Below are 12961 nucleotides of genomic sequence, written 5' to 3'. Positions count from 1 at the left end.
ACATTGTCCAGCAGCAATCCGCTGCGTGACGCCCAGGACCGACGGCTCCCGCGTATCGCGGGGCCGTCGGGCCTGGTCATCTTTGGCGTCACGGGCGATTTGTCACGTAAAAAGCTGATGCCCGCTGTCTACGACCTGGCCAACCGCGGCCTGCTGCCGCCGGGGTTCTCGCTCATCGGCTTCGCCCGGCGCGACTGGGAGGACGAGGACTTCGCGCAGGTCGTCCACGACGCCGTCAAGGAGCACGCCCGTACGCCCTTCCGCGAGGAGGTCTGGCAGCAGCTCATCCAGGGCATGCGCTTCGTCCAGGGCAACTTCGACGACGACAACGCGTTCGAGACGCTGAAGTCGACGATCCAGGAGCTCGACAAGGCGCAGGGCACCGGCGGCAACTTCGCCTTCTATCTGTCCGTGCCGCCGAAGTTCTTCCCCAAGGTCGTCCAGCAGCTCAAGAAGCACGGGCTGGCCGACCAGAAGGAAGGCTCCTGGCGACGGGCCGTCATCGAGAAGCCGTTCGGGCACGACCTGGCCTCCGCGCAGGAGCTCAACAAGGTCGTCCACGAGGTCTTCCCGGCCAACGAGGTCTTCCGGATCGACCATTACCTGGGCAAGGAGACGGTCCAGAACATCCTGGCGCTGCGCTTCGCGAACCAGATGTTCGAGCCGCTCTGGAACCGGTCCTACGTCGACCACGTACAGATCACCATGGCCGAGGACATCGGCATCGGCGGCCGCGCCGGCTACTACGACGGCATCGGCGCCGCCCGTGACGTCATCCAGAACCACCTCCTCCAGCTGCTCGCGCTGACCGCCATGGAGGAGCCCGCCTCCTTCGAGGCGGATGCCCTGGTCGCCGAGAAGACCAAGGTGCTGGGTGCCGTAAAGCTCCCCGCCGACCTCGGCAGCGAGACCGTACGCGGCCAGTACGCCGCGGGCTGGCAGGGCGGCGAGAAGGCCGTCGGCTACCTCCAGGAAGAGGGCATCGACCCCAAGTCGAATACCGACACCTACGCCGCGGTGAAACTGAAGATCGACAACCGCCGCTGGGCGGGCGTCCCCTTCTACCTCCGCACCGGCAAGCGCCTCGGCCGCCGCGTCACCGAGATCGCCGTCGTCTTCCAGCGCGCCCCGCACTCCCCCTTCGACCACACGGCCACCGAGGAGCTGGGGCAGAACGCCCTGGTCATCCGGGTGCAGCCGGACGAGGGGGTCACCGTCCGCTTCGGCTCCAAGGTGCCGGGCACCTCGATGGAGGTGCGGGACGTGTCGATGGACTTCGCCTACGGCGAGTCATTCACCGAGTCCAGCCCCGAGGCGTACGAGCGCCTCATCCTGGACGTCCTGCTCGGCGACGCCAACCTCTTCCCGCGGCTCGAAGAGGTCGAACAGTCCTGGCGCATCCTCGACCCGATCGAGGAGTACTGGGACAAGCACGGCAAGCCCGCACAGTACTCGGCCGGGACCTGGGGCCCAGTGGAGGCGGACGAAATGCTCGCACGAGACGGACGGAGCTGGCGTCGGCCATGAAAATCGACCTGACGGACACCACGTCCAGCAAGATCAACAAGGCGCTTGTCCAGGGCCGCCGTGCCGTCGGCACGCCGGCCGTGGGCATGGTCCTGACGCTGGTCATCGTCACCGACGAGGAGAACGCGTACGACGCGCTCAAGGCGGCCACCGAGGCCTCCCGTGAGCACCCGTCACGCACCCTGGTCGTCATCAAGCGCGTCTCGCGTTCGCCGCGCGACCGTTCCAAGGCACGCCTGGACGCCGAGGTGCGGGTGGGCGCGGACGCGGGCACCGGCGAGACGGTCGTACTGAGGCTGTACGGCGAGGTCATCAACCACGCCCAGTCCGTGGTGCTCCCTCTCCTCCTGCCCGACGCGCCGGTCGTGGTGTGGTGGGCGGTGAACGCTCCGCTGGATCCGGCGAGCGATCCGCTCGGCGCGCTGGCGCAGCGGCGGGTCACGGACACGTACGCCGCCGAGCACCCCATCCAGGAGCTGACGGCCCGCGCCGACGCCTACACCCCTGGCGACACGGACCTGTCCTGGACCCGGATCACGCCGTGGCGCTCGATGCTGGCGGCCGCCCTGGACCAGGTGGAGTGCGAGGTCACCTCGGTGGAGGTGGAGGGCGAGGAGTTCAACCCGAGCGTGGAGCTGCTCGGCATGTGGCTGGCCGAGCGGCTGGGTGTGCCGGTGAAGCGTTCGCTGTCGGCCGGTCCCGGTCTGACGGGCGTACAGATGGAGACCAGCTGCGGGCAGATCACGCTCGGCCGCTCGGACGGCTCGCTGGCCTCCCTGTCCATTGAGGGGCAGCCGGACCGGGCGGTGGCGCTCAAGCGGCGGGAGACCGCCGAGCTGATCGCCGAGGAGCTGCGCAGGCTGGACCCGGACGACACGTACGCGTCGGCGCTGAGGTTCGGTGTCGACCGGCTCGGTGAGCCGGCGGACATGGCGACGGCGCAGGACGCTGCGGCGGAGGGATCGGCCCCACCGGCCGAGGTAAAGCCGGCCGCGAAGAAGTCGGCGGCGGCGGCGGCCAAGAAGGCGGCCTCGAAGTGAGCGCCGCACCACAGCTGGTCGTCCACCACGACAAGGAACTGATGGCGCAGGCCGCGGCGGCGCGGCTGATCACGAAGGTCGTGGACGCCCAGGCCGCCCGCGGCACGGCCTCGGTCGTGCTCACGGGCGGGCGCAACGGCAACGGCCTGCTGGCCGCCCTGGCGGCGTCACCGGCCAGGGCCGCGATCGACTGGGCGCACCTTGACCTGTGGTGGGGCGACGAGCGTTTCCTGCCCTCGGGCGACCCGGAGCGCAACCACACCCAGGCGTGCGAGGCCCTGCTGGACTCGGTGCCGGTCGATCCGGCCCGGGTGCACGCGATGCCGGCCTCGGACGGCCCGTACGGCGCGGACGCGGACACGGCGGCCGCCGGGTACGCCGCCGAGCTGGCGGCGTCGGCGGGGCCCGGCGACCACGCCGGTGTGCCGACCTTCGACGTGCTGATGCTTGGCGTCGGACCGGACACGCACGTGGCCTCGCTCTTCCCCGAGCTCCCCGCGGTCCGGGAGACCGAGCGGACGGTGGTCGGTGTGCACGGCGCCCCCAAGCCGCCGCCCACCCGCGTCACGCTCACGCTGCCGGCGATCCGTGCGGCGCGTGAGGTGTGGCTGCTGGCGGCGGGCGAGGACAAGGCGAAGGCGGCGTTCATGGCGCTGTCGGGGGCGGGCGAGGTCCAGGCGCCCGCGGCGGGTGCGTACGGACGCAGCCGGACGCTGTGGCTCCTGGACGACGCGGCAGCCTCCCACCTCCCCCGCAGCCTCTACCCCCCGGCGTCAGCCTGACCGCACCGGCCCGGCCCCTGCACGCCCCGTGGGCGGTGTCGTCAGTCGCCGGACGGGTTTGATCAAGCCCGTCCGACGAGTCAGGACCGGGATCCGGGATCAGGGGTCCGGGGCGAAGCCCGGTTCGGGCGGGGCGGTTCGGGCGGGGCGGTTCGGGCGGGGCGGTTCGGGCGGGGCCCCGGCTCCGGCGGAGCCGGGGGACGGCGCCGCCTACTCCCCCCGCTCCAGGAACGGCGCCAGCAGCCCCGGCACCGCCGCGTCCGCGAAGACCAGCCCCTCCGACTCCCCCGCGTCGTACACCGAGTAGGCCCCCGCCCCCGCCGCACTCGTCGCCGTCAGCGTGATCAGCCCGGTCCGGCGCTGGAAGTACGACTGCTTCGCCGTCCAGCCGATCACCCCGCCCCGCTGCAGAGCGACCGTCGTACGCCGTACCGTCCCCGACCGCGCCACCAGGTAGTCCCCGCTGATCCCGTGCCCCAGGGACCGGTACGCGTCCAGCGCCAGCAGCACCGCGACCGGGAGCGCCACCACCGCGCATGCCCCGGCGGCGTACAACAGCACTCGCTCGCCCAGGAGCAACCCGAGCGCAGCCAGGACCAGCAACGGCGCCAGCGCCGCCCCCACCGCCCAGCGCAGCCGGCGCGTGCGCGCGCCGACCGGGTGCGGTGTGAGGCGGACCGTGCTCGTCGGTGAGGCGGCCTCCCGCAGGACGTGCGCCGCGACCGCCTCCGCCGTGCCCCGCGGCGCCGCCGGCAGCAGCGTCTTGTGGTCGGCGTGCTTGCTGTCCTCGCCTTCGGCCAGACCGGTCGCCACCGCGTCCACCCGCGCCGCCCCCAACGTCCGCACCCCGAGCGGCTCGACCAGCTCCACCCCCCGCAGCCGCCGCTCCTCGATGGAGATCGACCGTGTGGTGAGCAGACCCCGACGAACCCGCAGGGTGCCGCCGGGCTCGCGCTCCAGACGGTAGTTCCACCACATCTCGACCCACAGCCCGAGCGCGCCGACGATGCCCGCCGCGCACGCCGCGAGCACGAGCACCACGACCACCCACACCAACGGGGTGTCCCGGAACCGCGCTTCGACCCAGTCGATCAACTCGCCCCGCGCCCCGAACCATTCACTGACCTGCATCAGACCACCGGCGGCGGCGCCGCCCAGTGCGGGGGCGACGAAGGACACCGGCGCATACCGGATCCAGGCCGGGTCGAGCGTGGCCAGTTCCCCCTCCCGGTGGGAGCCCCCCGTACCGGCGGGGACTGCGCGGTCCAGCAGTTCTCGCCGCAGCCGCTCGCCCTCCTCCCGGCTGACGGGGTCGAGTTCGAGAGTGGACTCGCCGCCGGCGCTGTTCTCGCCGGTGCCTATACGGACCTTGACGAGGCCGAGGACGCGCAGCAGCACGCTGGCCGTCAGGTCGACGCTGCGGATGCGTTCACGGGCGAGCGAGCGGCGTTTGACGAGCAGCAGGCCGGTGTGGAGTTCGGCGCGCTCGACCCCGATTCGGTACCGGGTCCGGCGCCACCGCACGTAGTCGAGCGCGGAGCCGCCGGCGATCAGCAGGACGGCCGCGGTCAGCACCCAGGTGAAGGCCTGCCAGACGGGTCTGCCGCCGGCGAGCGCGAGGAAGGCGGGCAACCCGGCGCCCATGGCGATGCCCGCCATGACGAGCGCGCCCACCAGGACGGTGAGCGGATGGAGCCGCCGCCAGCCTTCACCACCAGGCGAGGCGCCACCAGGCGGGGCACCACCAGGCAGGCCGGCGCTCTTGGGGCCGTTTCTCTCCGGGCCGGCGCTCTCCGGGCCTGTGCTCTCCGGGCCTGTGCTCTCCGCCCCACCGCCCTGCGGGGCGCTCATGTCGCGTCCCCGGGGGTGGCTCGCGTGATCTGTGTCAGCCGCTCGGCCAGCTCCCGGGCCAGCTCGTGGTCGAGCCCCTCGATCTTCACGGCGCCCTTGGACGACGCGGTGGTGACGATGACCGTGGCGAGCCTGAACATCTGTTCCAACGGCCCGCGCACGGTGTCGACGGTCTGAATCCGTGACATAGGCGCGATCCGCCACTCCTGCCAGAAGAACCCGGTGCGTACGTACACCGCGTCGTCCGTGACTTCCCAGCGGTGCACCCGGAACCACCACAGCGGCAGGAACACCGCGGCCGTCAGCCCCAGCACCGTCAGCGCGCCGGCGACGGGCAGCAGCCACGGCCGCGCGGGCGCGACGAACGCGCCCAGCACGGACGCGGCCGCCACCACGGCGGCCGTGAGCAGTAGCCACTGGGTCCGCCACCAGCCGATGACCCGCCGGTCCAGCGTGTTGTTCGGCGGCCTGAGCCGCACGGTCCCCCCGGTCATCGGCCCTGCCTCCCGTTCTGTGGTCAGCGCCCGCGCAGCGTGCGGTACTTGGCGGCCAGCGTCGCTGTCGAGCTGTCGAGCTGCTCGCCGCCACCCGCCGCGGCAGCGGCTGATGTGACCGTTTCGGTCAGCACCGGCTCGATCTTCTTCGCGAGGACCTTGCCGAGTTCCACTCCCCACTGGTCGAAGGAGTCGATGTTCCAGATGGCGCCCTGTACGAACACCTTGTGCTCGTACAGCGCGATCAACTGGCCCAGCACGGACGGGGTCAGGTCGTCGGCGAGGATCGTGGTCGTGGGGTGGTTGCCCCGGAAGGTCTTGTGCGCCACCAGCTCCTCGGCGACGCCCTCGGCCCGTACCTCCTCCGGCGTCTTGCCGAAGGCCAGCGCCTGGGTCTGGGCGAAGAAGTTCGCCATGAGCAGGTCGTGCTGCGCCTCCAGACCGGGCAGCAGATCGGCGACCGGCCTGGCGAAGCCGATGAAGTCCGCCGGGATGACCTTGGTGCCCTGGTGCAGCAGCTGGTAGTAGGCGTGCTGCCCGTTGGTGCCGGGCGTGCCCCACACCACGGGGCCCGTCTGCCAGTCGACGGGGTTGCCGTCACGGTCCACGGACTTGCCGTTGGACTCCATGTCAAGCTGCTGAAGGTACGCCGTGAACTTCGACAGGTAGTGGCTGTACGGCAGGACCGCGTGCGCCTGCGCGTCGAAGAACGCCCCGTACCAGACGCCGAGCAGCCCGAGCAGCAGCGGCGCGTTCTCCTCGGCGGGCGCGGTGCGGAAGTGCTCGTCGACGAGGTGGAAGCCGCCGAGCATCTCGCGGAACCTGGCAGGGCCCACGGCGATCATCAGCGACAGGCCGATCGCCGAGTCGAACGAGTATCGCCCGCCGACCCAGTCCCAGAACTCGAACATGTTGGCCGTGTCGATGCCGAACTCGGCGACCTTCTCGGCGTTGGTGGACAGCGCCACGAAGTGCTTGGCGACGGCTTCGCTGTCCGCGCGCAGGCCCGTCAGCAGCCAGTTGCGGGCCGAGGTGGCGTTGGTGATCGTCTCGATCGTGGTGAAGGTCTTGGACGCGACGATGAACAGCGTCTCGGCCGGGTCCAAGTCCCGTACGGCCTCATGCAGATCGGCCCCGTCGACGTTCGACACGAAGCGGACCGTGAGGTCGCGGTCGGCGAAGGAGCGCAGCACCTCGTACGCCATGGCGGGACCGAGGTCGGAGCCGCCGATGCCGATGTTGACGACGTTCTTGATGCGCTTGCCGGTGTGCCCGGTCCACTCCCCCGACCTGATCCGGTCGGCGAAGGCGGTCATCTTGTCGAGCACCGCGTGCACCGCGGGGACGACGTTCCGCCCGCCGACCTCGATCACCGCGTCGCGCGGGGCGCGCAGAGCCGTGTGCAGGACCGCGCGGTCCTCGGTGGTGTTGATTTTCTCGCCCCGGAACATCGCGTCCCGCAGCCGCGTCACCCCCGCGCCGTCGGCCAGCGCACGCAGCAGTCCCAGTGTCTCGTCCGTAACCAGGTGCTTGGAGTAGTCGAGATAGAGGTCGCCCACCTTGAGGGTGTAGGCGCTGCCCCGCTCGGAGTCCGCGGCGAACAGCTCGCGCAAGTTCGTTCCGCCCAGCTGGTCGCGGTGCTTGGCCAGCGCGGCCCACTCGGGCATCTGGTTGAGCCTGGTGCGGCTTTCTGCGTTCATCTCGGACATCAGCCCACTTCTTCTCGTACCTGCGTGCATGCCCCCTGGCGGCTCCAACTTAGTTGATCAGAGCGGCCAGCGATGCTATGGCCGCAGTGAACAGTGCCGCCGCCAGCAGGGCGGGCGTGTGCGGTCCCCAGGCTGCCGCGGCGGCGCCACCGAGCAGCGCACCGAGCGGTGCGCCGGCGACCGCGAGCGTACGGAAGGCCGAGCTGATCCTTCCCAGCATGGCCGCCGGGCTGCGCTCCTGCATCAGCGTCACCTGATTGGTGTTCCACACCAGGCCCATGACCCCGAACACCGCCATCGCCGCGATGGTGACCCACAGCTCCCGGACCAGGCCCACCGCGGCCAGGCAGCCGATCTGCACGGCTCCCGCGCCGAAGACACTGCGCATCCGGCCCAGGCGCGCCGAGAGCCGGCCCGCCATCAGCCCGCCCACGACGCTGCCCACCGCATACGCCGTCAGGACTGCTGCGTACCCCGCGTGCCCGCCGCCGAGCCGGTCCGTGACGTGCAGGACGAGGGTCGCGATGAGCGCGGCCATTCCGACGTTGCACAGCGTGCAGGCGACGCAGAGCCCGCGCAGCACCCGGTCGCGCCACAGCGCCCGCAGCCCCTGCGCGATGTCCCCGCGCAGGGTGGCGCCGGCCGGCCTCGGAGTCCGCTCCGGCGTCGCAGCCACCCGCAGCGAGGCGATCAGGGCCGCCCCCAGGGCGTACGTCGCTGCGTCAGCGGCGTACGGCACAGCCGCGCCCGCCACCAGCAGTAGTGGGATCAGCGGGGCGGCCAGCAGACCGCCCGCGATCTGCTGGCCGGTCAGCAGCCTGGCGTTGGCGCTGCCCAGCGCGGCCTGGGGCACCAGCGAGGGCAGGAGGGCGGTCGCCGCGTTGTCGAAGAGGGTCTGGAGAGTGGTGAGCGCGAAAGCCAGCGCGATGAGCAGCGCTATCGAGGCGTGGCCGGAGGCCACCGCCATCGCGAACGCGGCCATCAGGGCAGCCCGCACCAGATCCACGGACCACATCGCCCGGCGCTGGTTCACCCGGTCGGCCACCGCGCCGCCCAGCAGCCCGAACAACAGCCACGGCAGATAACCGCCCGCAGACACCAGCGCCACCAGCACGGGGTCGGACGTCAACGACGCTGCCAGCAGCGGCATCGCGGCCGTACGCAGCGAGTCTCCGAACCTCGAGACGACCGCCGCCGTCCACAGCCGCCCGAACCCCCCACGCCAGGCCGGGGCCTGCGCCTTGTCAACGGTCGGCTGCCCGGCGGCCTCGCTCGTCGCCACAACGCCCCCCTCGGTTCCGGTGCTTGGAAAAACCGTAGAGGGTGCCACTGACAATCGGCCTCGGACCCCAGACCCCAGACCCCAGACCTCAGGCCTCGGAGCGGTTGCCGAAAACAGATCAGCCGGACACCCTCGGGTGTCCGGCCGGACCGCAATTCCTAGATCTCGCCGCGCAGTTTCGCCAGCGCCTCGGCGAGAATCGCCTCGCCGTCGGCGTCGCTGCGCCGCTCCCGTACGTACGCGAGATGCGTCTTGTACGGTTCCGTGCGCGGCGGGGCCGGCGGGTGGTCCCGGTCCTGACCGGCCGGGAACCCACAGCGCGGGCAGTCCCACGTGTCGGGCACCTGAGCGTCACTGGCGAAGCTCGGCTGCGTCTCGTGCCCGTTCGAACACCAGAAGGAGATGCGGAGCCGGGGCGCCGACTCGCCGCGCTCGGCCTCACCCATCGGGCCCGCTCCGACCCGGCTTCCCCGGATCGCGTTGCCACTTGCCACGGTCGTAACTCCCTGCGTGATGGTGCTGCACTGCATCAATCAGCGGCTGCCGCCGCGGAGTCGTAACACAGCTCAGCTGCGAGCGCCCCAGTTTACGTAGGGCCCAACGCGCGTCCAGTGAACGGAGTTACACCCCCGCACCGGAGACGAGCCGATCGACTCATGATAGGCCGCGCGGCCGTCTCCGTACCGGACGACGGGTCAGCTGTCCAGCTTCATCAGCAACGCAAGAACGACAATGCAGGCAAACCAGAACAGACCGACTACCACCGTGATGCGGTCGAGGTTGCGCTCGGCGACCGAGGACCCGCCGACGGACGACTGCATGCCGCCGCCGAACATGTCGGAGAGACCGCCGCCCTTCCCCTTGTGCATCAGAACCAGCAGCATCAGCAGCAGGCTGAAGACGATCAGGGCGATCGAGAACCCCATAACCACGGCTGGACCAACTTCCTCGGGCTTCGCGTACGGACGACGAACGGACGACGGGGACCGGACGGCTGCTGCACAGCCGGCGCGGCCCCCGCCAGGGTACGACGGATCGGCCCTACGGCCTACTCACTGGTCGCGGAACCGAACGATCTTGACGAACTCGTCGGAGTCCAGCGCGGCGCCGCCCACCAGGGCCCCGTCCACGTCCCGCTTCGCCATGATCGCGGCGACGTTGCCGGACTTCACGGACCCGCCGTACTGGATGCGGACCTTGTCGGCCAGCTCCTGCGAGTACAGCTCCGCGAGACGGGCGCGGATCGCCCCGCAGACCTCCTGCGCGTCCTCGGGGGTGGCGACCTCACCGGTGCCGATGGCCCACACCGGCTCGTACGCGATCACGACGGACTCGGCCTGCTCGGCCGGGACGTCCTTGAGGCCGCCGTCGAGCTGGGCCAGCGTGTGCTCCACCTGGCGGCCGGCCTTGCGGACGTCGAGGCCCTCGCCGACGCACAGGATCGGCGTCAGGCCGTGCTTGTACGCGGCCTTGACCTTGGCGTTGCAGATCTCGTCGGTCTCGTCGTGGTACTGCCGGCGCTCGGAGTGACCGACGGCGACGTACGCGCACTTGAGCTTGGCGAGCATCGGGCCCGAGATTTCACCGGTGTACGCCCCGAAGTCGTGCGCCGAGATGTCCTGGGAGCCGTACTTGATCTTGAGCTTGTCCCCGTCCACCAGGGTCTGCACGGAGCGCAGGTCGGTGAACGGGACCAGGACGGCGACTTCGACGAAGTCGTGGTCCTTGTCGGCGAGCGCGAAGGCGAGCTTCTGGACGTGCGCGATGGCCTCAAGGTGGTTGAGGTTCATCTTCCAGTTGCCCGCCATCAGCGGGGTGCGCCCTTGGGCAGAAGCAGTCATTGAGGGTCAGTCCTCCAGTGCGGCAAGGCCGGGAAGCGTCTTGCCTTCGAGATATTCGAGGCTCGCGCCGCCGCCGGTCGAGATGTGGCCGAATGCGTTCTCGTCGAAGCCCAGGATGCGGACCGCGGCGGCGGAGTCGCCGCCGCCGACCACGGTGAAGGCCGGGCTGTCGACGAGGGCCTGGGCGACCGCCTTGGTGCCCTCGGCGTAGTCGGGGTGCTCGAAGACGCCCATGGGGCCGTTCCAGAACACGGTGGCCGCGTCGGCGAGCTTCGATGCGTACAGCTTGCGGGTCTCGGGACCGATGTCCAGACCCTCCTGGTCGGCGGGGATCGCGTCGGCCGCGACCGTTCGCGGGTTCGCCGGAGCCTTCGTCTTCAGGTCGGGGAATTCCGACGACACGAGTACGTCGACGGGCAGTACGAACTCGACGCCCTTGGCCTCGGCGCGCTTCAGGTACTCCTGGACCGTCGGGATCTGGTCCTCCTGGAGCAGCGAGAGACCGACCTCGTGGCCCTGGGCCTTGAGGAAGGTGTACGCCATGCCGCCGCCGACCAGGATGCGGTCGGCCTTCTCCAGCAGGTGGTCGATCACGCCGAGCTTGTCCGAGACCTTGGCGCCGCCGAGGACCACGGCGTACGGGCGCTCGACGTCCTCGGTGAGCTTCCTGAGGACGCCGACCTCGGTGGCGATGAGGCCGCCGGCCGCGTGCGGCAGACGGGCCGGAAGGTCGTACACGGAGGCGTGCTTGCGGTGCACGGCGCCGAAGCCGTCGCCGACGTACACGTCGGCGAGCTCCGCCAGTCGATCCGCGAAGGCGCCGCGCTCGGCGTCGTCCTTGGCGGTCTCGCCGGCGTTGAACCGAAGGTTCTCGACGACGGCGACCCGGCCGTTCACGAGGCCCGCGACGACGGACTTGGCCGAGTCGCCCACCGTGTCGGTGGCGAAGGCGACGTCGGCGAAAAGCAGTTCACCGAGCCGCTTGGCGGCGAGGGCGAGCGAGAAGGCCGGGTCCGGGGCGCCCTTGGGGCGGCCCAGGTGCGAGGCCACGACGATCCGGGCGCCCGCGGCGGCGAGCCGCTGGATCGTCGGGACGACGGCGCGGATACGGCCGTCGTCGGTGATGCTGGTGCCGTCGAGCGGCACGTTGAGGTCGGCGCGGACGAAAACCCGCTTGCCTTCGACCCCGTCGGCGAGAAGTTCGTCGATCGTCTTCATCTGTTACTGGACTCCTTGGGAGACAAGACACGTGACAGGGCCCGGGCAGCGCCGCGTTGCGCTGCCCGGGCCCTGTGCTCACATCGAGGTGCCTGCCGTACGGATCAGAGCTGGTTGCCGACGAAGACCGTGAGGTCGACGAGGCGGTTGGAGTAGCCCCACTCGTTGTCGTACCAGCCGAGAATCTTCACCGTCTTGCCTTCCTGAACCATGGTCAGGGAGGAGTCGAAGGTGCAGGAGGACGGGTCGCCCACGATGTCGGAGGACACGATCTGGTCCTCGGTGTACGTGAGGAAGCCCTTGAGCTCGCCGTCGGCCGCCTTCTTGAACGCGGCGTTGACCTCGTCCTTGGTGACCTCGCGGTCGAGTTCGACGACCAGGTCGGTGGCCGAACCGGTCGGGACGGGCACGCGCATCGCGATGCCGTCCAGCTTGCCCTTGAGCTGCGGCAGGACGAGAGCGGTCGCCTTGGCGGCGCCGGTCGTGGTCGGAATGATGTTCTCGGCGGCGGCGCGGGCGCGACGCAGGTCCGAGTGCGGGAAGTCCAGGATGCGCTGGTCGTTGGTGTACGCGTGGACCGTCGTCATCAGGCCCTTGACCAGGCCGAAGTTCTCGTCGAGAACCTTCGCCATCGGCGCCACGCAGTTGGTGGTGCAGGAGGCGTTGGAGATGACGTGGTGGCTGGCCGCGTCGTACTTGTCGTGGTTGACGCCCATCACGATGGTGATGTCCTCGTCCTTGGCCGGAGCCGAGATGAGGACCTTCTTCGCGCCACCGGCGATGTGCTTCTCGGCGTCGGCCTTCTTGGTGAAGATGCCCGTCGACTCGATCACGATGTCGACGCCCAGCTGACCCCAGGGGATGTCGGCCGGGTTGCGCTCGGAGAGCACCTTGATGGTGCGACCGTCGACGGTGATGGTGTCGGCGGTGTGCGTCACCTCGGCCTTGAGCCGGCCCAGGATCGTGTCGTACTTCAGAAGGTGTGCCGTCGTCGCGGTGTCACCCAGGTCGTTGACAGCCACGATCTCGATGTCCGCACCCTGCTCCAGCAGCGCCCGGAAGTAGTTGCGCCCGATGCGGCCGAAGCCGTTGATGCCTACGCGGATCGTCACGAACCGATCTCCTCGTTAGGTACGCCGGTTTTCGACGCCGGCGAGTTGTATGGGATGTCCCCGACCGCTTCCGACCCTACCTCTCCGTGCGGCCCGCGGTGACAT

At 70.3% G+C, this 12961-nt stretch carries 12 protein-coding genes; 3 read left to right on the top strand and 9 right to left on the bottom strand.

The genetic code is table 11. The annotated features are described in order from the left end of the window. Positions 1–3: 3 nt before the first annotated feature. The 3 genes from zwf to pgl are packed head-to-tail and all read left to right on the top strand — an operon-like array spanning position 4 to position 3349. On the top strand, positions 4–1527 hold the full coding sequence (zwf, locus tag ACU6WZ_RS23250) for a glucose-6-phosphate dehydrogenase (protein ID WP_447030107.1): 1524 nt from the start codon (positions 4–6) through the stop codon (positions 1525–1527). Continuing rightward, positions 1524–2567, top strand: a complete 1044-nt coding sequence (gene opcA / locus ACU6WZ_RS23245; protein ID WP_447030106.1) for a glucose-6-phosphate dehydrogenase assembly protein OpcA — start codon at positions 1524–1526, stop codon at positions 2565–2567. The genes zwf and opcA overlap by 4 nt, the downstream gene beginning before the upstream one ends. 41 nt (positions 2568–2608) lie before the next feature. Next, complete coding sequence (gene pgl / locus ACU6WZ_RS23240; protein WP_447034205.1) at positions 2609–3349, top strand: 6-phosphogluconolactonase; 741 nt, start codon at positions 2609–2611, stop codon at positions 3347–3349. 210 nt (positions 3350–3559) lie between these two features. On the opposite strand, the gene ACU6WZ_RS23235 is transcribed toward pgl, so the two are convergent. The 9 genes from ACU6WZ_RS23235 to gap form a co-directional block, all read right to left on the bottom strand. Then, positions 3560–5101: a PH domain-containing protein gene (locus tag ACU6WZ_RS23235; protein ID WP_447034204.1), complete on the bottom strand. Its 1542-nt coding sequence runs from the start codon at positions 5099–5101 to the stop codon at positions 3560–3562. Positions 5102–5196: 95 nt separating this feature from the next. Next, positions 5197–5694 (bottom strand): PH domain-containing protein, encoded by a 498-nt coding sequence (locus tag ACU6WZ_RS23230; protein WP_447030104.1) that lies wholly within the window; start codon positions 5692–5694, stop codon positions 5197–5199. 23 nt (positions 5695–5717) lie between these two features. Then, entirely contained in the window at positions 5718–7394 is a 1677-nt protein-coding gene (gene pgi / locus ACU6WZ_RS23225) for a glucose-6-phosphate isomerase (RefSeq protein WP_447034203.1), read from the bottom strand. Between the two features lie 58 nt (positions 7395–7452). Beyond that, the gene (locus ACU6WZ_RS23220; RefSeq protein ID WP_447030103.1) at positions 7453–8685 is read right to left on the bottom strand and encodes an MFS transporter; all 1233 of its coding nucleotides are present in this window, start codon (positions 8683–8685) and stop codon (positions 7453–7455) included. 158 nt (positions 8686–8843) lie between these two features. After that, positions 8844–9179 carry an RNA polymerase-binding protein RbpA gene (locus ACU6WZ_RS23215; protein WP_402368832.1) on the bottom strand — a complete coding sequence of 112 codons (336 nt, stop codon included), beginning with the start codon at positions 9177–9179 and terminating at the stop codon, positions 8844–8846. A 201-nt stretch (positions 9180–9380) separates the two neighbouring features. Continuing rightward, positions 9381–9611, bottom strand: a complete 231-nt coding sequence (gene secG / locus ACU6WZ_RS23210; RefSeq protein WP_447030101.1) for a preprotein translocase subunit SecG — start codon at positions 9609–9611, stop codon at positions 9381–9383. Between the two features lie 126 nt (positions 9612–9737). Continuing rightward, complete coding sequence (gene tpiA, locus ACU6WZ_RS23205; protein ID WP_447030100.1) at positions 9738–10526, bottom strand: triose-phosphate isomerase; 789 nt, start codon at positions 10524–10526, stop codon at positions 9738–9740. 6 nt (positions 10527–10532) lie between these two features. Continuing rightward, positions 10533–11744: a phosphoglycerate kinase gene (locus ACU6WZ_RS23200; protein WP_447030099.1), complete on the bottom strand. Its 1212-nt coding sequence runs from the start codon at positions 11742–11744 to the stop codon at positions 10533–10535. Positions 11745–11848: 104 nt separating this feature from the next. Further along, the gene (gene gap, locus ACU6WZ_RS23195) at positions 11849–12856 is read right to left on the bottom strand and encodes a type I glyceraldehyde-3-phosphate dehydrogenase (protein ID WP_447030098.1); all 1008 of its coding nucleotides are present in this window, start codon (positions 12854–12856) and stop codon (positions 11849–11851) included. Positions 12857–12961 lie beyond the last annotated feature (105 nt).

It is taken from the genome of Streptomyces hypolithicus, assembly GCF_052934925.1.
This window is presented reverse-complemented; position numbering and strand designations above follow the sequence as displayed.